The 22,332-nt window shown below is 72.8% G+C and carries 17 protein-coding genes and 2 pseudogenes; 10 read left to right on the forward strand and 9 right to left on the reverse strand.

Translation table 11 applies throughout. The features are described from left to right. The 3 genes and pseudogenes from ABZ822_RS28685 to ABZ822_RS28695 form a co-directional block, all read left to right on the forward strand. Nucleotides 1–367: pseudogene (locus ABZ822_RS28685) on the forward strand (ROK family protein); the annotation flags it as partial. 144 nt (nucleotides 368–511) lie between these two features. Then, a pseudogene (locus ABZ822_RS28690) lies at nucleotides 512–853 on the forward strand (carbohydrate ABC transporter permease); the annotation flags it as partial. A gap of 98 nt (nucleotides 854–951) precedes the next feature. Beyond that, the gene (locus ABZ822_RS28695) at nucleotides 952–1,986 is read left to right on the forward strand and encodes an NUDIX domain-containing protein (protein WP_360860512.1); all 1,035 of its coding nucleotides are present in this window, start codon (nucleotides 952–954) and stop codon (nucleotides 1,984–1,986) included. Between the two features lie 49 nt (nucleotides 1,987–2,035). Here the strand turns inward: ABZ822_RS28695 and ABZ822_RS28700 are convergent, their stop codons facing one another. Continuing rightward, complete coding sequence (locus ABZ822_RS28700) at nucleotides 2,036–3,409, reverse strand: dipeptidase (protein ID WP_360860515.1); 1,374 nt, start codon at nucleotides 3,407–3,409, stop codon at nucleotides 2,036–2,038. 268 nt (nucleotides 3,410–3,677) lie between these two features. Between ABZ822_RS28700 and ABZ822_RS28705 the strand changes: the two genes are divergently transcribed. From ABZ822_RS28705 to ABZ822_RS28720, 4 genes are all read left to right on the forward strand, one after another. Next, complete coding sequence (locus tag ABZ822_RS28705) at nucleotides 3,678–4,883, forward strand: geranylgeranyl reductase family protein (RefSeq protein ID WP_360860518.1); 1,206 nt, start codon at nucleotides 3,678–3,680, stop codon at nucleotides 4,881–4,883. A gap of 205 nt (nucleotides 4,884–5,088) precedes the next feature. Further along, nucleotides 5,089–5,757 (forward strand): TetR/AcrR family transcriptional regulator, encoded by a 669-nt coding sequence (locus tag ABZ822_RS28710; protein ID WP_360860521.1) that lies wholly within the window; start codon nucleotides 5,089–5,091, stop codon nucleotides 5,755–5,757. Between the two features lie 145 nt (nucleotides 5,758–5,902). After that, entirely contained in the window at nucleotides 5,903–7,156 is a 1,254-nt protein-coding gene (locus tag ABZ822_RS28715; protein ID WP_360860524.1) for a histidine kinase, read from the forward strand. Then, nucleotides 7,153–7,818, forward strand: a complete 666-nt coding sequence (locus tag ABZ822_RS28720) for a response regulator transcription factor (protein ID WP_360860527.1) — start codon at nucleotides 7,153–7,155, stop codon at nucleotides 7,816–7,818. The genes ABZ822_RS28715 and ABZ822_RS28720 overlap by 4 nt, the downstream gene beginning before the upstream one ends. A 21-nt stretch (nucleotides 7,819–7,839) precedes the next feature. Here ABZ822_RS28720 and ABZ822_RS28725 read toward each other — a convergent pair whose 3' ends face one another. The 3 genes from ABZ822_RS28725 to ABZ822_RS28735 all read right to left on the reverse strand — a co-directional run bounded on the left by ABZ822_RS28725 (nucleotide 7,840) and on the right by ABZ822_RS28735 (nucleotide 10,463). After that, a complete protein-coding gene (locus ABZ822_RS28725; protein WP_360860530.1) occupies nucleotides 7,840–8,343 on the reverse strand; it encodes a DUF4442 domain-containing protein in 504 nt (167 codons plus the stop codon). A 70-nt stretch (nucleotides 8,344–8,413) separates the two neighbouring features. Further along, nucleotides 8,414–9,211, reverse strand: coding sequence for a maleylpyruvate isomerase family mycothiol-dependent enzyme (locus ABZ822_RS28730; protein ID WP_360860533.1), 798 nt, complete (start codon nucleotides 9,209–9,211; stop codon nucleotides 8,414–8,416). Between the two features lie 10 nt (nucleotides 9,212–9,221). Next, nucleotides 9,222–10,463 (reverse strand): MFS transporter, encoded by a 1,242-nt coding sequence (locus tag ABZ822_RS28735; protein WP_360860536.1) that lies wholly within the window; start codon nucleotides 10,461–10,463, stop codon nucleotides 9,222–9,224. Nucleotides 10,464–10,480: 17 nt separating this feature from the next. Here ABZ822_RS28735 and ABZ822_RS28740 point away from each other — a divergent pair, with 17 nt between their 5' ends. Then, on the forward strand, nucleotides 10,481–11,734 hold the full coding sequence (locus ABZ822_RS28740; RefSeq protein ID WP_360860539.1) for an ROK family protein: 1,254 nt from the start codon (nucleotides 10,481–10,483) through the stop codon (nucleotides 11,732–11,734). A gap of 412 nt (nucleotides 11,735–12,146) precedes the next feature. Here the strand turns inward: ABZ822_RS28740 and ABZ822_RS28745 are convergent, their stop codons facing one another. The 5 genes from ABZ822_RS28745 to ABZ822_RS28765 form a co-directional block, all read right to left on the reverse strand. Then, the gene (locus ABZ822_RS28745; protein WP_360860726.1) at nucleotides 12,147–13,832 is read right to left on the reverse strand and encodes a glycoside hydrolase family 13 protein; all 1,686 of its coding nucleotides are present in this window, start codon (nucleotides 13,830–13,832) and stop codon (nucleotides 12,147–12,149) included. Nucleotides 13,833–13,849: 17 nt separating this feature from the next. After that, a complete protein-coding gene (locus ABZ822_RS28750; protein WP_360860542.1) occupies nucleotides 13,850–14,713 on the reverse strand; it encodes a carbohydrate ABC transporter permease in 864 nt (287 codons plus the stop codon). Beyond that, a complete protein-coding gene (locus ABZ822_RS28755) occupies nucleotides 14,710–15,756 on the reverse strand; it encodes a sugar ABC transporter permease (RefSeq protein WP_360860545.1) in 1,047 nt (348 codons plus the stop codon). Before ABZ822_RS28755 ends, ABZ822_RS28750 begins: the two co-directional genes overlap by 4 nt. 135 nt (nucleotides 15,757–15,891) lie before the next feature. After that, complete coding sequence (locus ABZ822_RS28760; RefSeq protein WP_360860548.1) at nucleotides 15,892–17,190, reverse strand: ABC transporter substrate-binding protein; 1,299 nt, start codon at nucleotides 17,188–17,190, stop codon at nucleotides 15,892–15,894. Between the two features lie 345 nt (nucleotides 17,191–17,535). Beyond that, the gene (locus ABZ822_RS28765; protein WP_360860551.1) at nucleotides 17,536–18,558 is read right to left on the reverse strand and encodes a LacI family DNA-binding transcriptional regulator; all 1,023 of its coding nucleotides are present in this window, start codon (nucleotides 18,556–18,558) and stop codon (nucleotides 17,536–17,538) included. A gap of 214 nt (nucleotides 18,559–18,772) precedes the next feature. On the opposite strand from ABZ822_RS28765, the gene ABZ822_RS28770 reads away from it, so the two are divergent. Then, nucleotides 18,773–19,057 carry an SHOCT domain-containing protein gene (locus ABZ822_RS28770; RefSeq protein WP_360860554.1) on the forward strand — a complete coding sequence of 95 codons (285 nt, stop codon included), beginning with the start codon at nucleotides 18,773–18,775 and terminating at the stop codon, nucleotides 19,055–19,057. Continuing rightward, nucleotides 19,054–22,233: an FtsX-like permease family protein gene (locus ABZ822_RS28775; protein WP_360860557.1), complete on the forward strand. Its 3,180-nt coding sequence runs from the start codon at nucleotides 19,054–19,056 to the stop codon at nucleotides 22,231–22,233. Before ABZ822_RS28770 ends, ABZ822_RS28775 begins: the two co-directional genes overlap by 4 nt. Nucleotides 22,234–22,332: the final 99 nt, after the last annotated feature.

Here is a 22,332-nt window from a genome sequence, read left to right on the forward strand (position 1 = left end):
GGAGCCAAACGGGCGCGGCCCGAACAGCGCCCGCCGTGCGCCCGTGGGCGGGTGGCGGCCGGGGCCGGCCGGCCACGCCCCCGCCGCGGCGGTCGCGTCGGCCGCGCGCGCGGGGGATCAGGTCGCGCTCGCCTCGTTCCGGCGGGCGGCGCAAGCCTTGGCGGCGGGGATCGCCGCGACCGCCACGCTCGTGGAGATCGAGGTCGCGGTCGTCGGGGGTGGAGTCGCGGCGGCGGGCGAGGTGTTGTTCGGTCCGCTGCGGGAGGCGCTGCGGGAGTACGCGACGCTGTCGTTCGTGGGCGGACTGGAGGTCGTGCCCGCGCAGACGGGGACGGACGCGGGGCTGATCGGAGCGGCCGCCGCGGCGCGGCCGCCGAGTGCTGCGGGGCCGCCGACTGCTCTGCGGCCGGCGGCGGTTGAGGGGGCGGACGGAGTGGACGGGGACGGAGCGGACGGGGACGGAGCGGACGGGGGTCGGGTGTCGGCGGCGCTGTAGGTGTCGTCGCCGGTGTCGTCGTGGGTCGACGGGGCCGGGGTGTGGACGCAGTACTGGCGGATCACCCTGCCGCTGTGCCGGCCGGTGCTCGCGGACCTGGGGACATGGCAGTTCACCTGGATCTGCAAACGGCTTCCTCCGGGCGCCGGTCTTCGTCTCCGATGGTCCGATGGCGAGAAACTGCCGCTCACCTCGGCCCTCAACAACCTCAGGGGCCAGTTCTTCACCGATGACAACCTGCCGGCGGCGGGCTCGGTGATCGTCGCCCCGCCCACCGTCCTCGTCTTTCTCCTTCTCCAGCTCCTTCTCCAGCGGCATTTCACCGCCGGGCTGACGCCGGGCGATGACAAGGGCTGAACCGCGCCCCGACTGGCCATTCGCCGACCTTGCCACGACCGATTTCCGTGGCAAGGTGTAGCGGGCAGTCCACTGGGGGCTACGGAAGAGGGGGAACCGTGATCGTCTGGCTGAACGGTGCGTTCAGTGCGGGGAAGACCAGCGCGGCCCGGGAATTGACCGATCTGATTCCGGGCAGCACGTTGTACGACCCGGAGGTGACCGGCGGGACTCTGGAGCATCTGCTTCCGAAGAAGCGGCTGAGCGAAGTCGGGGACTTCCAGGAACTGCCCATCTGGCGGCGCCTCGTGGTGGACACGGCGGCGGCGATGCTGGCCGACCTCGGCGGCACGCTGGTCGTCCCCATGACCCTGCTGCGGCAGGACTACCGCGACGAGATCTTCGGGGGCCTGGCCGCGCGCCGGATTCCCGTGCGGCATGTGCTCTTGTCACCTGACGAAACGATCCTGCGCCAACGGATCGCCGGACGCGAGGAGTTCGCCGACGATCCGGAGCACAGCGCCCGCAGACGGCAGTGGGCGCTGGACCACATAGCTCCGTACCGCACGGCGCTCTCCTGGCTGGAGAAGGACGCCCACACCATAGACACCAGCGCGCTCACCCCGCGCCGGACCGCCGAACACGTCGCCGAGGCCGTACGGACCGGGGCGGCGGGAGCCTGCGACATCGTCCAGACACCCGAACCCACCGGGGAGACCCTCGCCGCCGGGGTCCTCCTCTTCGACGAGCAGGACCGCGTCCTGCTGGTGGACCCCACCTACAAGCCCGGCTGGGAGTTCCCCGGCGGTGTGGTCGAGGCCGGAGAGGCCCCCGCCAGGGCCGGGATGCGGGAGGTCGCCGAGGAGATCGGCATCGAACTCGACCGTGTACCGGCCCTGTTGGTCGTCGACTGGGAGCCGCCCGTGCCGCCCGCGTTCGGCGGTCTGCGCCTGCTCTTCGACGGGGGGACCCTCGACAGCGGCTCCGAACGGCTGCTGCTGCCGTGTTCGGAACTGCGCGAAGCCCGCTTCGTCAGCGAGAGCGAGGCGGCCGAACTGCTGCCGCCCGTACGGTTCAACCGGCTGCAGTGGGCGCTGCGGGCGCGCGAGCGGTCCACAGTCCTGAACCTGGAGGCCGGGGTCCCGGTCGGCTGACCCGTCCGGTGTGCCCGGCGCTGTGCCGCGCCGGGCACACGCGTCGGGCTCAACCGGCCTTGGACGCCCGGTAGTTCAGCAGGAACAGCGCCTCGGCGAGGGACAGGCGCTCCAGCTCCTCCGGCGACACGCTCTCGTTGACCGCGTGGATCTGCGCGTCCGGCTCGCTCAGCCCGATGAGCAGGATCTCGGCCTCCGGGTAGAGCGACGCGAGGGTGTTGCACAGCGGAATCGAGCCGCCCTGGCCCGCGGTCTGCATCTCCTCGCCCGGGTAGGCGGCGCGCATCGCCGCGGCCATCGCGGTGTACGCGGGGCTGGCCGTGTCGGCGCGGAACGGCTGGCCCCGTCCGACCTCCTCGACCGCGACCCGGGCACCCCACGGAACCTTCGACTCCAGGTGTGCGGCGAGCAACTTGGTGGCGTCGCCCGCGTCGATGCCCGGCGGGACGCGCAGGCTGATCGCGGCGCGGGCGGACGCCTGGACGGACGGTGTGGCCCCGACGACCGGCGGGCAGTCGATGCCGAGGACGGTGACGGCCGGGCGCGCCCAGATGCGGTCGGCGACCGTACCTGAGCCGGTCAGCTCGACGCCGTCCAGGACCTTGGCGTCCGCGCGGAAGTCCTCCTCCGCGTACTGCAGGCCGTCCCACCGCGCGTCCGAGGCGAGCCCGTCGACCGTCGTCGAGCCGTCCTCGGCGCGCAGTGAGTCCAGGACGCGGATCAGCGCGGCGAGCGCGTCCGGGGCCGCACCGCCGAACTGGCCCGAGTGCAGATTGCCTTCGAGGGTGTCGACCTGGACGCGGACGAGCGTCATCCCGCGCAGCGTGGCCGTGACCGTCGGCAGACCCACCCGGAAGTTGCCCGTGTCGCCGATGACGACGGTGTCGGCGGCCAGCAGGCCGGGATGCGCCTCGGCGTACCGCTCCAGACCGCCGGTGCCCTGCTCCTCCGAACCCTCGGCGATGATTTTCACCGAGACCGGTACGCCGCCCCGCTCCTTGAGAGCGCGGACCGCGGTGAGGTGCATGATCAGGCCGCCCTTGCAGTCGGCGGCGCCGCGTCCGTACCAACGCCCGTCGCGCTCGGTGAGGGTGAACGGCGGGGAGTGCCAGGCGTCTTCGTCCAGCGGGGGCTGCACGTCGTAGTGCGCGTAGAGCAGGACGGTCGGCGCGCCCTCGGGGCCGGGGAGGAAGCCGTAGACGGACTGGGTGCCGTCCGGGGTGTCGAGCAGCGCCACGTCCTGGAAGTCTTCGGCGCGCAGCGCCTCCGCGACCCAGTCGGCGGCCGCCTCGCACTCGCTCCGGGGGAACTGCGCCGGGTCGGCGACCGAGCGGAACGCGACCAGCTCGGCCAGTTCCGTCCTCGCGCGGGGCATCAGCGAGGCGACGCTGTCGGCCAGTGCGGGCAGCGCGTTCGGCTCCATGGGCACGCTCCTTGTGGGTGCGGGACATCGGTGGGCGTCGGGCACGTGACGCGGTGGCGTCGGGTACGGACGACGCGCGTGCACGCGCGGGCCGCGGTCGTGCACACGGGCCCCGCTCCGCGCGTCCGCCGGGCGGGTTACGTACGGCGTCCGTGCTGTCGATCATCCCACAGGGGCGCTGTTGACCATGAGCCGTAGGATGCGAGACGACAGCAGGAGCCACCGGTCTCCGGTGTGCGGACCAGGCCGAGCGGGAGCGGAAGCACAGGTGAGCAGCGAGAGCGCGGGGCAGGAAAGCCGGCCGGTCCGGGACGTGGTGGTGATCGGCGCCGGTCCCGCGGGGGCTTCGGCGGCCTATGCCGCGGCGGTCGCCGGACGCCGGGTCCTGCTGCTGGAGAAGGCGGAGCTGCCCCGGTACAAGACGTGCGGCGGCGGAATCATCGGTCCCTCGCGCGACGCGCTGCCGCCCGGCTTCGAACTCCCGCTCCGCGACCGGGTGCACGCCGTCACCTTCTCGATGGACGGCCGCCTCGCGCGGACCCGCCGGTCCAAGTACATGCTCTTCGGGTTGATCAACCGGCCCGAGTTCGACCAGCGTCTCGTCGACGCGGCGGTGGAGGTCGGCGTCGAGCTGCGGACGGGCGTCACCGTCTCCCGCGTCGAACAGCACGGTCCCGCGGTGCCCGACCGGCGGACGGTCGCGGTGGTGCTCAACGACGGGGAGACGGTCCTGGCGCGCGCGGTGGTCGGCGCCGACGGCAGCGCCAGCCGCATAGGGGCCCATGTCGGGGTGAAGCTCGACCAGGTGGACCTCGGCCTGGAGGCGGAGATCCCGGTCCCGCCGACGGTCGCGGAGGACTGGGCGGGGCGCGTGCTCATCGACTGGGGCCCGATTCCCGGGAGTTACGGGTGGGTGTTCCCCAAGGGGGACACGCTCACGGTCGGCGTGATCTCGGCACGCGGCGACGGCGCGGGTACCAAGCGCTATCTGGAGTCGTTCATCGCGCGGCTGGGCCTCGCGGGGTTCGAGCCCAGCGTCTCGTCGGGGCATCTGACCCGCTGCCGGGCCGACGACTCACCGCTGTCCCGCGGCCGGGTGCTGGTCTGCGGCGACGCGGCCGGGCTGCTGGAGCCGTGGACCCGGGAGGGCATCTCGTTCGCACTGCGCTCCGGGCGGCTCGCGGGGGAATGGGCGGTGCGGATCGCCGAGGCGCAGGACGCGGTGGAGGCCCGCCGCCAGGCGCTCAACTACACGTACGCGATCAAGGCGGGACTCGGCGTCGAGATGGGCGTGGGGCGGCGGATGCTCAAGGTCTTCGAGCGCCGTCCCGGTCTGGTGCACGCGGCGATCACCAGCTTCCGGCCGGCGTGGCACGTCTTCGCGGAGATCACCCGCGGCCGGACGACGCTGGCCGGGATCGTGCGGTCGAGCGGCCTGGCGCGACGGGCGCTGACCGCGATGGACCGCTCCTGACGGGGGGTGACGGGGGCTCCGGTCACGCCGTGCGGGACGCCGTCGGGTCCTCAGATGCGGGACGCCGTCGGGTCCTCAGATGCGGGACGCCGTCGGGTCCCTAGATGCGCGACGACCGGTCGGACCGGCTCAGGCGCGGGCCGACGGGTCGGGTCGGACCGGCTCAGGCGCGGGACGAGGGGCCAGGGAGCGGGCGCGCCAAGAGGTGACCGCGGCCATCAAGGACGAGGCCGGACGGCAGCTCGCCGCCGACGGCGCCGCCAAGCTCTCCCTCCGGGCCCACGCCCGCGAACTCGGCATGGTCTCGTCGGCGTTCTACCGCTACCTCCGGAGCCGGGACGACCTGCCGACCGCGCTGATCACCGATGCGTACGACGCCGTGGGGGAGGCCGCCGAAGCGGCCCTCGCCGATTCGGCCACCACCGCCCCCGCCGACCGCTGGGTGATGATCTGCCCCGCCGTATGCGGATGGGCGCTCGCCCATCCGCATGAGTACGCCCTGATCCTCGGCGCCCGTGCCGGGCTACTCCACGCCCGAGGCCACCGCCAGCGGCCCCGCGGCCCGCGTGCCCCGCGCCTCTGGCCGCCGTCATCGCCGACGCCCGCGCCGACGGCGTGTTCCCCGTGGGCGGCGCCCCCGTACAGGAGACGCCGCCCGACCCCCGGGACGGCGGGGCGGGACGCCGAACGGCTCCGCGACCGGTTCGGCACCGGGCTGCCCGGCCCCGTCCTCGTCGACGCCGCGGCCGCCTGGGCCGAACTCTCCGGTCTCATCGGCTTCGAGGTCTTCGGCCGGTTCGACCGCACCTTCGAGGCACGCGATGCCTACTTCGACCGCGCCGTCACGCGCCTCGCCCACTCACTCGGCCTCTGACGGCCGCCCGACGCCGCCCCGCCCGGGCCGCGGCTCTCCCGCGGACGCCGCGGGCCGGGCGGCAGCGGGCTACTTCGCCGGGAGTAGAGGCAGCCACCACGTCCGTCGGACGCCGTACGGACGCGGCCCGGTCTAGCGTTGCGTTATGACCGAGGTGAGGGACGGGTTCGCGGGCGGACGGGCGTGGCAGCGGTGGCTGGGCGCGCCCGGCTCGCGTCGTCCGCTCTGGATCTCTTCCCTGGTGGTGGCCGTCATCCAGAGTGTCGGGACGAACGCCGCCGCACAGGACCAGTCCGGCCGCGCGTCCCTCGACGCCTTCGCCCGCGTGCTGCTCGTCCTCGGGCCCGCCCTGCTGGTCCTGCGCTACCGGTACCCGCGCGTGGCCGTCTTCGGTGCCTCCGCCGTGACGGTCGTGTACTTCGCCGGCGGGTACCCGTACGGTCCGGTCTTCCTCAGTGTGGCCGTCGCCTGCTTCGCGGCCATCGTCACGGGTCACCGCCGGGCCGCCTGGTCCGCCGTCGGCATGCTGTGGGTGGCCCATGTACTCGTCGCCTTCTGGCTGTTCCCGTGGCTGCCCCCGGCCGGCGACGCCTCGCCTCCCTGGTTCCAGGAACTCGGCTTCGTCGCCTGGGCGGTGGCCATCATCGCCGTCTCCGAGCTGGCGGGTGTGCGCCGTGAACAGATCATCCGCGCGCGGGCCGAGCGCGAGGAGGCGGAGCGCCGGCGGGCCGACGAGGAGCGGCTGCGGATCGCCCGCGAGCTGCACGACGTGCTCGCCCACTCCATCTCGGTCATCAACGTCCAGGCGGGCGTCGGCCTGGCGCTCCTCGACCAGGACCCCGAACAGGCGCGCACCGCCCTCACCACCATCAAGACCGCGAGCAAGGAGGCGCTCGGGGAGGTCCGCCAGGTCCTCGACACCCTGCGGGCCCCGGGCGAGGCACCCCGCTCGCCCGCGCCCGGCCTGGACCGGCTGGGCGAGCTGAAGGACCAGGCGTCCGGCGCGGGACTCACGGTGGACGTCAGGACCGAGGGGAAGCGCACCGCGCTGGCGGCCGGAGCCGATCTCGCCGCCTTCCGCATCGTCCAGGAGGCCCTGACCAACGTCGTACGGCACTCCTCGTCCCGTACGGCGGAGGTCCTTCTGCGGTACGGGACGGGGGAGTTGGAGATCAGGGTCGACGACGATGGGCCGGCGGCGCAGAGCGCGGAGGCGAGTGGGAGCGGCGGCGGAAGGGGCCTGGTCGGCATGCGGGAGCGGGCGTCCGTGCTGGGCGGCAGCGTCGAGGCGGGCCCGCGCCCGGACGGCGGATTCCGCGTGCTGGCCCGGATTCCGTTCACCGCTCCGGCTACGGTGTCCGATGCCCCCGGCGGGGCCCCGGACAAGGAGGCGCCGTGATCCGCGTACTGCTCGCCGACGACCAGGTGCTGGTCCGCGCCGGCTTCCGCGCGCTGCTGGACGCGCAGCCCGGCATCGAGGTACTGGCGGAGGCGGCGGACGGGCAGCAGGCGCTTGCCCTCGTCCGTGAACTCCGCCCGGACGTCGTGCTGATGGACATCCGGATGCCGCACCTGGACGGCCTGGCGGCGACCCGCGCGATCACCGGGGACCCGGATCTGGAGAAGGTGAAGGTGGTCATGCTCACCACCTTCGAACTCGACGAGTACGTCTTCGAGGCCATCCGCTCCGGCGCCTCCGGCTTCCTGGTGAAGGACACCGAACCGGACGAACTGCTGCGCGCCGTACGAGCCGTGGTCGACGGCGACGCCCTGCTGTCACCGGGAGTGACGCGCCGGCTGATCGCCGAGTTCGCCGCCCGGTCCAAGGAACCGGCGGCCGCCGCGGGCCTCGGCGAACTGACCGAGCGCGAACGGGAGGTCATGGCACTGGTGGGCATCGGCCTGTCGAACGAGGAGATCGCCCGCCGGCTGGTGGTCAGTCCGCTGACCGCGAAGACCCACGTCAGCCGGGCCATGGTCAAGCTGAACGCCCGCGACCGCGCCCAACTCGTCGTCCTCGCCTACGAGTCGGGGCTGGTCCGCCCGGGCTGGCTCGGCTGAGACCGGACCGCGCCCCGCCGGTCAGTCCTGGACCGTTGAGCCCTGTGCGGCCTCCGCCTCCGGCTGCTTGCGCTGCTTCCGGCGGATGTGGAGCTGCTTGCGCACACGCGCCACCACGGTCCCGTCCTCGCCCACGATGTCGCATGTGAACCAGGGCAGCGCCTTGCTCCCGTCGGCGGTCGCCCGCCGGATCTCCTCCAGCTGCTCCTCGGTCACGGTGAAGTCGGCGAACACGTCGCCGCGCCCCGGGGCCAGGAAGTCGATCTCGCCGGTCTTGTCCCACACGACGTAGTCCCGGCCCAGGCTCTTCATGGTGAGCAGCATCCAGAAGGGGTCGCTCATCGCGAAGAGCGAGCCGCCGAAATGCGTGCCCACGTAGTTGCGGTTGAACCAGCTCAGCCGGAGACGGACCCGTGCGCTGCTCCAGTCGTCCGCGATCTCCAGCACCCGTACGCCCGAGAAGAGGTACGGCGGCCAGCAGTTGATGGTGCGGCGGAGCGACGCGGGGGACTGGCGACGAGGCATACGGCCACGCTAGCACGGAATGTTACCCGCCGGTAATACATCGCGCCGCCTCCGCCGACGCCCGCCCGCCTCAGCCGAACGAGATGGCCGACGTGTCCCGCCACAGCCGGGCCACCTCGGGGTCTCCGGCGATCTCCAGGCTCTCCAGCGGCAGCCGGTTCCAGAGCGCGAGGTAGACGTGCGCCGCGGAACCGGTGATCTCGCAGTCCGCGGGTTCCGTGGCCGCCCCCTCCGCGTCCGCGGACCGCTCCGACCGCAGCGGGCCGTCGGAGATCCGTACGGTCCAGGTGCCCGCCGCCCCGGGGGCGCCGGTGGTCCGGATCCGCAGGGTGCGCGGCGTCGCACTGCGGACCGCGCTGCGCTCGCGCGCGTGGAAGCCCGCCAGCAGTTCGTCGATCCCGTCGAGCGCGAGACCGGGGTGGACCGGTGTGACCCGCTCCCCGAGGTGGGCCAGCGCGTCCGCGCCGGCCACGGCGGACTCGGCGTCCACCCGGTGCACGGCGGTCTCGTGCGCCTGGCGCCGCGCCCAGAAGGCGAGCGGGGACGGCGCGGGCAGGAACGCCCAGCACTGCAGGCCGTCCGGTGCCGCAAGGAGCGTGTCCACCAGGTGGGCGTGGCCCTCGCGGAACCAATCCACCAGCGCCGCCCCGTCCAGGTCCGGATCGGGCGCGGGGCGCCGCGGACGGTCCCGTCCTTCGGCGACGAAGCCCGCCGCCCAGCGGTGCACCGTCCCGGTGTGCCGCACCAGATCCCGTACGCGCCAGTCCGGGCAGGTGGGCACCGCGGCGGCGTCCCCCGCGCGTTCGGCCGCGTCCGCGAGCAACGAGCCTTCCGTGCGCAGCGATCGGATCAGTTCGGCGGTCTCCATGCGAAGGATGCTATCCAGGCGATCCCGCGTTACGCGTCGCCTGGGCGACGCAGGCGGCGGCCCCCGCGAGCAGGGCGACCGTGGTGAGGGCGACGGGCAGGGACAGCCAGTCGGCGAGGAAGCCGATGGCGGGCGGGCCGAGCAGCATGCCGCCGTAGCCGAGTGTCGACGCCGCCGCCACCCCGCCGGGACCTGCCAGGGCGCCGGCCCGGCCGATGGCGACGGGGAAGATGTTGGCCAGGCCCAGGCCGGTGACGGCGAATCCGGCGAGCGTCATCCAGATCGAGGGCGCGAGCGCGCCGAGCAGCATGCCGGCCGCGGCGGTGGCGCCGCCGGCGACCAGGACGCGCGTCTGGCCGAGGCGTTCGAGGAGTGCCGTGCCCGTCAGCCGTCCGATGGTCATCGTCAGCGCGAACACGGAGTAGCCCGCGGCCGCCACCCCCGGGTGCGCGCCCAGGTCCTGCTGGAGATGGAGGGCGCCCCAGTCGGCCAGGGCGCCCTCGCCGTACGCGGTGCACAGCGCGATCAGGCCGAAGACGGCGACGAGGCGGCGCGTACGGCCCGGGAGGCGTACGGGCGGGGTTGCGCGGGGCGCCGACGCGGGTTCGGGCCGGTCAGGCCGCGGACGAGGACACGGATCGGGATGCGCCAGGAGCGTCCGTCCCGCGGCAGCCGTGAGGAGCAGACCGGTCACGGCGAGCAGCAGCAGGTGCCGCGTGGGGGAGAGGGAGCCCGCGACCAGGCCGCCCAGACCCGCGCCGACCATGCCTCCGAGGCTGAACGCGGCGTGGAAGTTGGGCATGACGGGGCGCCGCAGCGCGGCGACGAGGTCGACGGCCGCGCTGTTCATGGCGACGTTGATCGCGCCGTACGCGGTGCCGAAGACCAGCAGGACGAGTCCGAGTGCGAGCGCGGAACCGGTCAGCGGGGGCAGGGCGATGCTCAGCGAGAGCAGTGCGCCGGTGACGACGGTGACGCGGTGGCTGCCGAACTTCCGGCACAGCCGGCCGGTGACCGCCATGGTCGCCACCGCGCCCGCCGACACGCCCAGCAGCGCGAGTCCGAGATCGCCCGCGGAGGCGCCGGTCTGCTGCTTGATCGCCGGGATGCGGACGACCCATCCGGCGAACAGAAAGCCGTCGAGCGCGAAGAAGGTTGTCAGGGCGGTACGGAGCCGGGCCGGAACGGGATCCGCGGCGATCTCGCGCCGCGCTCCGGAAAAGGCCGTCCGTATTTTGTTTAGGATCGGCACAAAGCCAGAATAGGGGTGTGACCCTGACTCGGACAACACGCTTGGAGAGAGGCCGCAGCGCCCTCGGCCCGGCCCTGGAACTCGTACACACCGGCCGGGCCCCGACGCGCGCCGTGCTGACCGCCGAGCTCGGCGTGACCCGCGCGACCGCCGGTGCCGTGGCCGCGGAGCTCGAGACCCTCGGCCTGATCGAGGTCGACTCCCGCCCCGGCGCAGCCGCCGGATCCCAGGGCAGGCCCTCCCACCGGCTGGCGATCGACCCCGCCGGTCCTGTCGTGCTCGCCGCGCAGGTGCACGCCGACGGCTTCCGCGCCGCGCTCGTCGGACTCGGCGGCCGGATCGTCGCCACCGCCCCCGGCTGCATGACGGTGCCCGCCGATCCGGTGCACGTGCTGAGCGCCGTCGTCGACGCGGGGACGGAGCTGCTGCGCTCCACCGGGCGGCGTTGTCTCGGCGCCGGGCTCGCCGTCCCGTCGGCGGTCGACGAGACCGACGGCACGGCGCTGAACCCGCTGCACCTCGCCTGGCCCGCCGGCGCTCCCGTCCGTGAGATCTTCACCGAACGCGTACGGGAGACCGGCGTCCTGGGACCCGTCGGCACCGCGGGCACCGCCGACGCCGCGGACACCCCCGTCACGGCGTTCACCGGCAACGACGTGAACCTCGCCGCCCTCGCCGAGCACCGGCACGGCGCGGGCCGCGGGGCGCGCGACCTGCTGTGCGTGGCGACCGGTCACCGCGGTGTCGGCGGCGCGCTGGTCCTCGACGGGCGGCTGCACACGGGGAGTTCGGGGCTGGCCCTGGAGGTCGGCCATCTCACCGTCAACCCGGAGGGGCGCTCCTGCCACTGCGGCAGCCGCGGCTGCCTGGACGTCGAGGCCGACCCGCTGGCCTTCCTGGACACGGCGGGCCGCGAACCCGGCCCCGAGGTGTCGCTGCTCCAGCAGGCCCGGGACCTGCTGCGTACGGAGTACGAGGACGCGCGCGTGCGGACCGCCGCCGAGACCCTCATCGACCGGCTCGGCCTCGGTCTCGCCGGACTCGTCAACATCCTCAACCCGGACCGGATCATCCTCGGCGGCCTGCACCGCGAACTCCTCGAGGCCGATCCGGAACGGCTGCGCGCGGTCGTCGCCGAGCGCAGCCTGTGGGGGCGGAGCGGTGGTGTGCCCATCCTGCCCTGCACGCTGGACCACAACAGTCTGGTGGGCGCGGCGGAACTGGCCTGGCAGCCGGTCCTGGACGATCCGCTGGCGGCGATGGCCGGATAGCGGAACGCAGGGGGGCGGGCGGAGGCGCCGGCTTGGGCCGGGTGTCCGGGGACGGCCGTCCCGTTGTTGCGGCACGGGCGGTTCGGGCGGTTCGGGTGTCCCCGGGGTCTCCCGGTGTGCTGTTTTCGGAATGCTTGACTTGAGGCAAGCAATTTCACATCGGGTACCCGGGGGAGGGCCTGTTGTGACCTTGGCCAGGCACCGGCAGTCATGGCGGCAGCGGGCCGTCACCGGCCCCCTGCCTGCCCCGACGCCGCCCCCGCGCACGTACCGCCGTCTCCGGATGTCACGACGCGGCCGCGCCCAGGCCCGCCCCCACGGCTGGGCACTGGACGCGGCCTTCACACCGCGTCCGGGGGCGACGGGCCCTGCCGTCCCGGACACGGCTGCGGGGAGCCCCCAGGCCCCCGCGTCACTCGGCCAGCCACACCGCCGTGTCGGTGGGCAGCAGACCGTCCGTCAGAGGACCGCTCGCCAGGAGCACCCGGCTCTCCTCCGGCAGGGCCACCGGGGCGTCGGCGAAGTTGACCATGCAGCGGAAGCCGGGCGGGCGGTCGAAGACGAGGACCTCGGACTCCGGCGTCGAGTGCCACGTCATCGCGGCGCCGCGGAGACCGGAGTGCGCCCGGCGGATGCGCAGCGCGCGCCGGTAGAGGGCGAGCATGGACTGCGCGTCGCCCTGCTGGGCCTGCGCCGTCAGGCTCTTCCACTCCTCCGGCTGCGGCAGCCAGGGCGCGGTCGTCGTCTCCTCCGGGCTGTAGCCGAACGGCGTGGTGCAACCCGACCAGGGGAGCGGGACGCGGCAGCCGTCCCTGCCCCGGTCCGTGTGCTCCGATCGCTCCCAGATCGGGTCCTGGAGCATGTCCTCCGGCAGGTCCTCGACCTCCCAGAGCCCGAGTTCCTCACCCTGGTAGACGTACGCGCCGCCCGGCAGGGCCAGCATGAGCAGGGCCGCCGCCCGGGCCCGCCGCGTACCGAGGTCGACGTCGGCCGGATACTCCTCGGGGGAGAGGTCGGCGAGCGTCCGCAACGGGTGGTCCGGCTGCGGCCGCGCGAAGCGCGACAGGTGGCGGACCACGTCGTGGTTGGAGAGCACCCAGGTCGCCGGTGCGCCGACGGAGCCGAGCACGTCGAGCGACCGGTCGATGATCCGCCGCAGGCTGTCGGGGCGCCAAGGGCACGTCAGATAGTCGAAGTTGAACGCCGTGTGCAGTTCGTCCTCGCGTACGTAGCGGGCCAGGCGCTCCGGCGAACCGGTCCACGCCTCGGCCACGAACACCGGCCGGTGTTCGTACGCGTCGGCCACACGGCGCCAGGAGCGGTAGATCTCGTGGACCTCGTCCCGGTCCCAGTGCGGGTGGTCGGTGCTCGCCGCCGAGCCGGCGACCTCGAGGTCACCCGCGTCGAGGTCCGGGAGTCCGGGAGCCTTGATGAGCGAGTGCGCGACATCGATCCGTACGCCGTCGATCCCCCGGTCGAACCAGAACCGCAGGATCGACTCGAACTCCTCCCGCACCTTGGGGTTGTCCCAGTTGAGATCGGGCTGCTCGGGGGCGAAGAGGTGCAGGTACCACTGACCGGGGCGGCCGTCGTCCTCCACGACGCGGGTCCAGGCCGGTCCGCCGAAGACGCTGCGCCAGTTGTTGGGCGGCAGTTCGCCGTCCTCGCCCCTGCCGTCGCGGAAGACGTACCGGTCGCGCGCCGCGGACCCGGGTCCGGCCTCCAGCGCCTCGCGGAACCAGGCGTGCCGGTCGGAGGTGTGGTTCGGCACGAGGTCGATGACCATGCGCAGACCCAGCTCGTGCGCCTCGCCGATCAGCGCCTCCGCCTCGGTGAGCGTGCCGAACGCCGGGTCGATGTCCCGGTAGTCGGCGACGTCGTAGCCGCCGTCGGCCATGGGGGAGGGGTACCACGGGTTGAGCCAGAGCGCGTCGACACCGAGGTCGGCCAGATAGGGAAGGCGGGAACGCAGACCGGCGAGGTCGCCGATGCCGTCACCGTTCCCGTCGGCGAAACTGCGGACGTAGACCTGGTAGATCACCGCGCGGCGCCACCAGTCGGCATCGGCCCCCTGGAGGGCGGCGGCGTCGGGGACCAGGACGGGGCGTGCGGTCGTCACTTGACTGCTCCTGCGGTGAGGCCGGCGATGATCCGGCGCTGGAAGACGAGTACGAGGATCACGAGGGGCACGGTGACGACGACGCCCGCCGCCATCTTCGTGCCGTAGGGGACGTCGAATCCGGAACTGCCGCCGAAGCGGGCGATGGCGACGGTCGCCGTCTGCATGTCCGGGCGGTTGACCATGGAGAGCGCGATGATGAATTCGTTCCAGGCCGCGATGAAGGTGAGGATCGCGGTGGTGAAGACACCCGGCGCGGTCAGCGGAAGGATCACCTTTCGGAACGCCTGACCGGGCGTGCAGCCGTCCACCATCGCCGCCTGCTCCAGCTCTCGGGGCAGCTGCCGGAAGAAGGCGGTCAGATTCCACACCGCCAGCGGCAGCGCGAACGACATGGTCGGCACGACCATCGCCTGGTAGGTGTTCACCCAGTGCAGCGTGTTGGAGAACAGCTTCAGCATCGGCACGAGCAGCGCGATGCCGGGGAACATCGAGGTGGCGATGATCACTGCCAGGACGAGGTTCTTGCCCCGGAACTCCAGGCGGGCGAGCGCGTAGGCGGCGAAGGTGGCCACCAGCAGGGTCAGCGCGGTGCTCGTGCCCGCGACGACCAGGCTGTTGAGCAGCGCCCGTCCGAATCCCGAGCCCGGTTCGAGCACCGCCCGGTAGTTCTCCAGCGACCACGGGGAGGGCAGCGGCGACTTGGCGAACAGGTCGGAGCTGCGCCGGAGGCTGGAGACGGTCATCCAGTAGAACGGCGCCAGGCAGTAGACGACGATCAGCGCCATGCCGCCCACGCTCAGAGCGGTCCGGGCGGTCGGGACGGGGAAGCGCCTGGCCGGCTTCAGCACGGTGCTCATGCGGCCACCTCCGACGGGCTGCCGGACCGCCGCCCGAAGCGACGGGCCCTGGAACCACCGGACTTGGCGGGACGGTCCGTGGACAGCAGGTCGGCGCCGAGCAGCTTGACGAAGACGAAGGCCGTGGCCGCCACGTAGAGGAAGAGGATCACGGCGTACGCGGCGGCGGGCCCGTACCGCGTGTTGGCCGCCTCGTCGAAGGAGAGCATCGACAGCGTCTCCACCGACTCCTTGCGGGCGCCGACGAGCACGTACGGCAGGTCGAACATGCGCAGCGCGTCGAGCAGCCGGAACAGTACGGCCACGAGCAGCACGGGCCGGATCAGCGGCAGCGTGATGCGTACGAACTGCTGCCAGGCCCGCGCACCGTCGACCCGCGCGGCCTCGTACACCTCACCGGGGATGAGCTGCAGTCCGGCCAGGACGAGGAGTCCGACGAAGGGGGCCGTCTTCCAGATGTCGGCGATGATCACCGCGAGGGCGGCCTGCCCTCCGTCCGTGGTCCACAGGACCTCACGGCCCGTCAGGGCGTTGGCGACACCGTCGGCCTGGAAGATCCACTGCCAGAGCAGCGCTGAGACGGCGGTGGGGATGGCCCACGGGACGAGGATGCTGGCGCGCACCAGCCCTCTGCCGCGGACGACATGGTGCATGACCAGGGCCATGGCCACTCCGAGCACGGTCTCCAGGGCCACCGTGGTGACGGTGAAGAAGCTGGTGTTGGCGAACGCGTTCCAGAACCGTTCCCCGGCCTCGCCCCGGAAGATGTCGGCGTAGTGCTGGAGTCCGACGAAGGTCTCTCCTTCGCGGACGAACCCCGAGCCGTCCAGCCCCGACTGCTCGGCGAACAACGACTCGCGGAACGCGGCCAGCACCGGGTAGCCCGCGACGAGCGCGAGCACCGCGAGGGTGGGGGAGACCAGCAGCACGGCGAGCCGGGAGGTCCCGGAGCGGCGCCGCGTACGGGTCCGGCGGGACGGGCGCGGGGGCGGTGGCGCGGGGGGTTCGGTGAGAGAAGGCGGCGGTGCCGCTACGGCGGGCATGTACGGATCACCTCAAGTACGGGGGATGCGGCGGTGGTTCCGGTGCGGCAGCGAGGGCCGGGGAGCGGGGACGCTCCCGGGAGGCCGCCCCTTCGGGGCGCTCGCGGCCGGGCCGGCGCGTGGCGCGGCCGCGGATCACGGCTTGCTGACGGCCTGGAGCTTCCGCTGCAGCTCCGCGAGCGCCTTCCGCGGCGTGACCTCTCCGCGCAGCGCGCCGTAGGCCGCTTCCTGGATCGCCGCGGTGGTGTCCCCGTAGCGCACCACCTGGGGCCGGGGGTTGGCGTTCTGCACGGACTTCTTCAGCACCGGCAGGTACGGGTACTTCTCGATGAGCTTCTTGTCGTCGTACAGGGAGGCGACGGTCGGGGCGTTGGAGCTGAGCAGCAGATTCTTGCGCTGCATCTCCTTGCTCGTCATGAAGGCCACGAAGTCCAGCGCGGTGGCGCGGTTCTCGGCGGACGAGCTGATCGCGAGATTGTGCCCGCCCAGACTTGAGATGCCGGGACCCTTCAGACCGGGCAGCGGCGCCACGCCGAACTTGCCCGCCACGGAGGAGGATCCGTCGGTCCTGCTCGCCATCGACCACTGGTAGGGCCACTGCCGGTGGAAGACCAGCTTGCCCTTCTGGAACGCCTGCCGGCCTTCCTCCTCCTTGTACGTGATGGCCTTCTTCGAGATGAGCCCGCTGTCGAAGGCGTCGGCGAAGAAGCTCAGACCCTTCACAGCCGCCGGGCTGTCGACGGCGGGTCGGCCCTTGCTGTTGACGACGGTGCCGCCGGCGCTGTCGACCATCTCGGAGAAGTTGACCGTCAGGCCCTCGTACTTGTCGAACTGCCCTGCATAGCAGGACATGCCCTTGCCCTCGGGCAGCTCACGCACCTTCTTGCAAGCCTCTGTCATCTCGTCCCAGGTCCCGGGCGGCTCGACCCCGGCCTTCTTCAGCAAGTCCTTGCGGTAGTAGAGGAGCGCGCCGTCGGAGTTCCAGGGAGCGGCGTAGAGCTGCCCGCGGTACGAGGCGCCGTCCACGGTCGGCTTGAGGTCGTCCGAGGTGTCGACGGCCTTGCGGGGCAGGGGCATCACCCAGCGGTTGGCCGCGAACTCCGACGTCCAGACGACGTCCAGGTTGAGCACGGTGAACTCGCCCGACTTCAACTCGGCGTTCTGGATCATGCGTTGCCGCTGCTCGTCGGGGGAGTCGGAGAGCTGAACGGCGCGGACCCGCTCCTTGGGATGGCGGCGGTTCCACTCGTCGAGGGCCTTGTCGAGGGTCCCGGTGTTGTCCTTGCCGGTGGCCAGGGTGATGGGCCCGCGGCCCGTGAAATCCCCGGTCGAGGCATCGGCGGAATCGGTCCCGTCCGGACCCGATCCACAGGCGGCGATGGTGGTCGCCGCGAGGACGGCGGCACCGGCGCTCGTCAGTCTCTTGAAACGCATGATCTCTCCTCACCTGCGCACGCCGTGGCGGCTCGTCCGGCAGTGCGTGACGAAAACCTTAAGAACGAGCTGACTGGAAGTCCACAGATCAGCGAAAGATTCTTGCAAGATGAGAAAGTGAGAGGTCGTGCCCATGACAAAAATGGAGGGTCGGGGGCGGACCGACCTGACAGACGCGGGGTACGGGATCGCAGATCAGGGCGCGGCCGGAAGGTGGCTCACAGAGCGGTGCCGGGGGTGCCCGGGGCCGGTCGGAGATGTGCCGGGCAGGCCCTGCAAGGCGAGGGCGAGGAAGCCGGGAGGGGCGAGAGCCCGGTGGACGCCCGGTGAGAAGCGGCCGGGAGGTCAGCCGCCGGCAGGCGTCCTGGCGATGCCCGTGCTCGCCCGCACCACCAGCTCGGGCTCGAAGAGCATCTCCCGCAAGTCCGCCGCGCCGCCGCCGACTTGCTGGAGCAGGACGTTCACGGCGGCCTGCCCCATGGCCTCGATCGGCTGCCGGACCGTGGTCAGCGGCGGGTCGACGAGCGGCATGAACGTCGAGTCGTCGTAGCCCACGACCGACACGTCGCCCGGCACGTCCAGGCCCAGGCGCCGCGCGGCCCTGATCGCTCCCAGCGCCTGCACGTCGCTGCCGCAGACCAGACCCGTGACACCGTTCTGGAAGAGCTGCATCGCCGCGGAGGTCCCGCCCTCCAGGGTGTACATGATCTGCACCGCGGTCGCGTCCGGGTCGGCCCCGGGGAACTGCGCGCTCATCGTCTCGCGGAACGCCGCCAGCTTGCGCGCCGCGGGCACATGTCCCGTCGCCCCGATGGCCAGGCCGATCCGCTCGTGGCCCAGGGACATCAGGTGGTGCAGCGCGAGCCGGACGGCCAGGGCGTCGTCCGTCGAGATGCACGGGATCTTCAGGCCCTCGACCATGCCGTTGACCGCGACGACGGGCAGTCCCCGCTCCGTCAGCCGGTCGTAGTGCGTGTGATTGGCGGCCGCCTCCGAGTGCAGTCCGCAGACGAAGACCGCCCCCGAGACCTGGTGTTCGAGGAGGATGTCCACGTAGTCGGGCTCGGCCACCCCGCCGAGGGTGCGGGTGCACAGCACCGGCGTGAAGCCCCGCAGGGCCAGACCGCTGCCGATGACCTCGGCGAACGCCGGGAAGACCGGATTGCTCATCTCCGGGATGACCAGGCCGATCAGCCGGTTCGGGCGGCTGCGCATATGGGCGGGACGGTCGTAGCCCAGGACGTCGAGCGCGGTGAGGACGGCCGCCTGCGTCGACGTCGAGACCCCCGGCTTGCCGTTCAGGACACGGCTGACCGTCGCCTCGCTGACGCCCGCGTACTGAGCAACCCTCGCCAATCGACTCGCCATGCCGTCAATTCTATGGCAATGGCTTGCATGACTGACAGCCGTCTTGCAAGAAGGGGTCGGATCCGGCGCAGATCTTCCGCCGGGTACCGCTCTCAGCCGGACGTACTCCGGAGGAAGCAGCACAACGGCCTTCGGGCGTACGACGACCCGGCGGCCCGCGCGGACGACTCTCGGTAGCGGACACAGGACACCGCTACCGGAGGAGTGACACACGATGAACACCCTGGCGTACCACGGGCCCGGCCCGTGGATCCTCTTCGTCCCCGTCTTCTGGGCGATCGTCGTCGCCGGCGCGGTCCTCCTGCTGCGCCGCACGGTCTGGCGCGGCCGGGGCCCCGGCCGCGCCCCGTGGCAGAACCGGCCGGTCCGGGACGACAACTCGCCCCTCTCCGTGCTCGGCCGCCGCTTCGCGTCCGGTGAGATCGACGAGGACGAGTACTGGCGCCGGCTCTCCGTCCTGGACGAGGAGTTCGGCCGCGGCAGGGGCGGTGCGGCATGACCGTCATGCCCCCGGCCCGCGCCGCGGCCGCCACCACCGGCGCGGCCGCCACCACCGGCGCCGCGTCCGCCGCCCGCGTCGTGGACGCCGTGAAGATCTACGGCGCGGGCGACACACAGGTACGGGCCCTGGACGGAGTGAGCGTCGGCTTCCCCGCCGGCCGCTTCACCGCGATCATGGGTCCGTCCGGCTCGGGCAAGTCCACGCTGATGCACTGCGCGGCCGGGCTCGACACTCTCACCTCGGGCTCGGCCTTCATCGGCCGTACGGCGCTCGGCGATCTCGACGACCGCCGGCTCACCCTGCTCCGCCGCGACCGCATCGGCTTCGTGTTCCAGGCCTTCAACCTGGTGCCGACGCTGACGGTGGCGGAGAACATCACGCTGCCGCGTGATCTCGCCGGCCGGCGCGGCATGGACGAGTGGACCGGCGCCCTCGTCGACGTCGTGGGACTGCGCGACCGGCTGCACCACCGGCCGAGCGAACTCTCCGGCGGTCAGCAGCAGCGTGTCGCCGTCGCCCGTGCCTTCGCCGGGCGGCCCGACGTCGTCTTCGCCGACGAGCCCACCGGCAACCTCGATTCGCGCTCCGGCGACGAGGTGCTGCGGCTGCTCGGCCGGACCGTACGCGACATGGACCGCACCGTCGTCATGGTCACCCACGACCCCGTGGCCGCCGCCCACGCCGACGAGGTCCTCTTCCTCGCCGACGGCCGGCTCGTGGACCGGATGGCCGCGCCCACGGCCGAACGCGTCCTCGACCGCCTCAAGGCGTTCGACCAGGCGGGCGGGGACCACCAGGGGGCCGTGGCGGCCCCGGCAACCCCACGAAGGAATCAGGGCCAGGGCACCCGGCAGCCCGTCGCGTCCTCGCTCGCGGACGACATCGCGAAGGCGCCGGGCGTGGCCGCGGCCGTGCCCAGCGTCCAGGGCGCGGGCCAACTCGTCGGAAGCAACGGGAAACCGGTCGGCGGTCAGGGTCCGCCCACCCTCGCGGGCAACTGGATCGGCGACGCCGGGCTCAACCCGTACCGCCTCGCCGAAGGCCGTACGCCGTCCGCGCCCGGCGAGGTGGTGATCAACCGCGGTGCCGCGCGGGCGGGCGGCCTGGACATCGGGGACCGGACCGTGCTGCGTACCCCCGACCCCGTACGGGTGACCGTCGTCGGACTCGCGACGTTCGGCGGCGCGGACGGTATGGGGCAGGTCACCTTCACCGGGATGACCCCGGCCGACGCAGAGAAGTACCTGGTGTCCGAACCGGGCCGGGCGGCGAGCATCCAGGTGCGCGGCGATCCCGGCACCGGGCAGCAGGAGCTCGTCGACGCCCTGAAGCCCCTGCTTCCCCAGGGGGTCGAGGCCATTACGGGGCAGGAATCGGCCGAGGAGAACCTCGATCTGGTGACCGGTCAGTTCCTCACGCTGTTCACGACGTTGCTTCTGGTCTTCGCCGGTGTCGCCCTGCTGGTCGCCACGTTCTCCATCCACAACACGTTCGCGATCGTCGTCGCCCAACGCACCCGGGAGAACGCTCTGTTGCGGGCCCTGGGCGCGTCGCGCCGCCAGGTCGTCGGCTCGACTCTCGTGGAGGCCGCGGTCGTCGCCGTCGCCGCCTCGCTGGCCGGGCTGCTCGGGGGCATCGGCATCGCGGCCGGGCTGCGGGCGCTGTTCCCCGCGGTCGGATTCCCCTTCCCCGACGGCGACTTGGTGATCAGCGGTGTCTCGATCGCGCTGCCGCTGGTCGTGGGCGTGGTGGTGTGCCTGGGCTCCGCGCTGCTGCCCGCGCTGCGGGCCGGGGGCACCGCTCCGCTCGCCGCGCTGCGCGAGACGGCCGTCGACGACTCGGGAGCCTCCCGCCCGCGCGCGGTCGCGGGCACGGCGGCACTCGCCGCCGGAATCGGGCTCACCGTGTACGGCGTCGCCTCGGGGCCGTCGATCACGGCGACCGCGGCCGGGGCGGTGACCGCACTCGGCGCCTTCGTGGTTCTCGGACCGGTCGCGTCCGTCTGCGCCGTACGCGCACTGGGCGCGCCGCTCGCCCGGCTGCGGGGCGTGGGCGGATCCCTGGCCCGGCGGAATGCGCTGCGCAGCCCGAAGCGTACGGCGGCGACCGCCACCGCCCTGATGATCGGCGTCGCCGTGGTCACGCTGTTCACCGTCTTCGGCGCCTCACTCAAGGCGACGACGGACCGTGCCGTCTCCCGCTCGTTCGCGGGCGATGTCGCGGTCAGCGCACCGTCGTTCGGGGCGGGCGGCAGCGGGCTGAGCCCCGGCCTGGCTCCGGCGCTCGCGAAGCTGCCGGAGGTGGACACGGCCGTCGGCCTGGGACGGGGTGTGGCCGAAGTCGACGGAGCAGGGCGTCAGTTGACGGTCACCGACCCCGCGGCGCTCGCGCGGGTCCTCGACCTCGGCGCGGTCGACGGATCGCTCTACGGACTCGGTCGCGGCGGGATGGCCGTGTCCGAGGACGAGGCCGGCGAGCGGGGCTGGAAGCCCGGCGACACCGCGCGGCTGACCTTCAGCGACGGATCACGGCAGACCTTCACGGTGCGGGCCGTCTACGGGCAGGACGACCTGGCCGGCGACTACCTCGTCACCCGCGAGGCATGGACCGCACATCGCGTCCAGGACTCCGACCGACTCGTCGCAGTCGGGTTCGAGGACGGCGTGGCCGCGGGCGACGGCAAGGCGGCCGTGGAGAGGACCGCGTCCGCGTACGGCGGCCCCGAGGTGCAGACCCGGGAGGAGTACGCCGCGTCCTCGGCCGGAGGCGTCGACATGATGCTCACCCTCGTCTACGCCCTGCTCGCGCTGGCGGTCGTCATCGCCCTCCTCGGCATCGCCAACACCCTCACGCTCGCGGTCCACGAACGGACCCGCGAACTCGGCCTGCTGCGGGCCGTCGGGCAGACCCGCGCCCAGCTCCGGGCCATGGTGCGCTGGGAGTCGCTGCTGGTCGCGGCGTTCGGCACGGCAGGGGGCGTCGCGTTGGGCGGCTTTCTCGGCTGGGCGCTGGTACGGGCCTCGGACAGCGCGGGGACGAGCGCGTTCGCGGTGCCGCCGGACCGGCTGGCCGTGGTCGCTCTGGTGGGTCTCGCCGCGGGCGTGCTCGCCGGGTGGCGCCCCGCCCGCCGGGCGGCGCGGCTCGACGTGCTGCGCGCCGTGGCGACGGAATGAGGCGCGGTCACGGAATGAGGCGCGGTCACGGAGCGAGCGCGGTCACGGAGCGAGCGCGGTCAGGGCATGAAGCGCCGACGTGCCGGCGGTGAGCGGTCA

Origin of the sequence: Streptomyces sp. NPDC047108 (genome assembly GCF_040643575.1) — a bacterium.
Lineage (GTDB): Bacteria > Actinomycetota > Actinomycetes > Streptomycetales > Streptomycetaceae > Streptomyces.

Bases quoted from the DNA above. Each gene is read 5' to 3' on its own strand.
- ABZ822_RS28700 (WP_360860515.1), bottom strand. From the start codon at position 3,409: ATGGAGCCGAACGCGCTGCCCGCACTGGCCGACAGCGTCGCCTCGCTG.
- ABZ822_RS28715 (WP_360860524.1), top strand. From the start codon at position 5,903: ATGACCGAGGTGAGGGACGGGTTCGCGGGCGGACGGGCGTGGCAGCGG.
- ABZ822_RS28725 (WP_360860530.1), bottom strand. From the start codon at position 8,343: ATGCCTCGTCGCCAGTCCCCCGCGTCGCTCCGCCGCACCATCAACTGC.
- ABZ822_RS28730 (WP_360860533.1), bottom strand. From the start codon at position 9,211: ATGGAGACCGCCGAACTGATCCGATCGCTGCGCACGGAAGGCTCGTTG.
- ABZ822_RS28750 (WP_360860542.1), bottom strand. From the start codon at position 14,713: ATGAGCACCGTGCTGAAGCCGGCCAGGCGCTTCCCCGTCCCGACCGCC.
- ABZ822_RS28755 (WP_360860545.1), bottom strand. From the start codon at position 15,756: ATGCCCGCCGTAGCGGCACCGCCGCCTTCTCTCACCGAACCCCCCGCG.
- ABZ822_RS28760 (WP_360860548.1), bottom strand. From the start codon at position 17,190: ATGCGTTTCAAGAGACTGACGAGCGCCGGTGCCGCCGTCCTCGCGGCG.
- ABZ822_RS28765 (WP_360860551.1), bottom strand. From the start codon at position 18,558: ATGGCGAGTCGATTGGCGAGGGTTGCTCAGTACGCGGGCGTCAGCGAG.
- ABZ822_RS28770 (WP_360860554.1), top strand. From the start codon at position 18,773: ATGAACACCCTGGCGTACCACGGGCCCGGCCCGTGGATCCTCTTCGTC.
- ABZ822_RS28775 (WP_360860557.1), top strand. From the start codon at position 19,054: ATGACCGTCATGCCCCCGGCCCGCGCCGCGGCCGCCACCACCGGCGCG.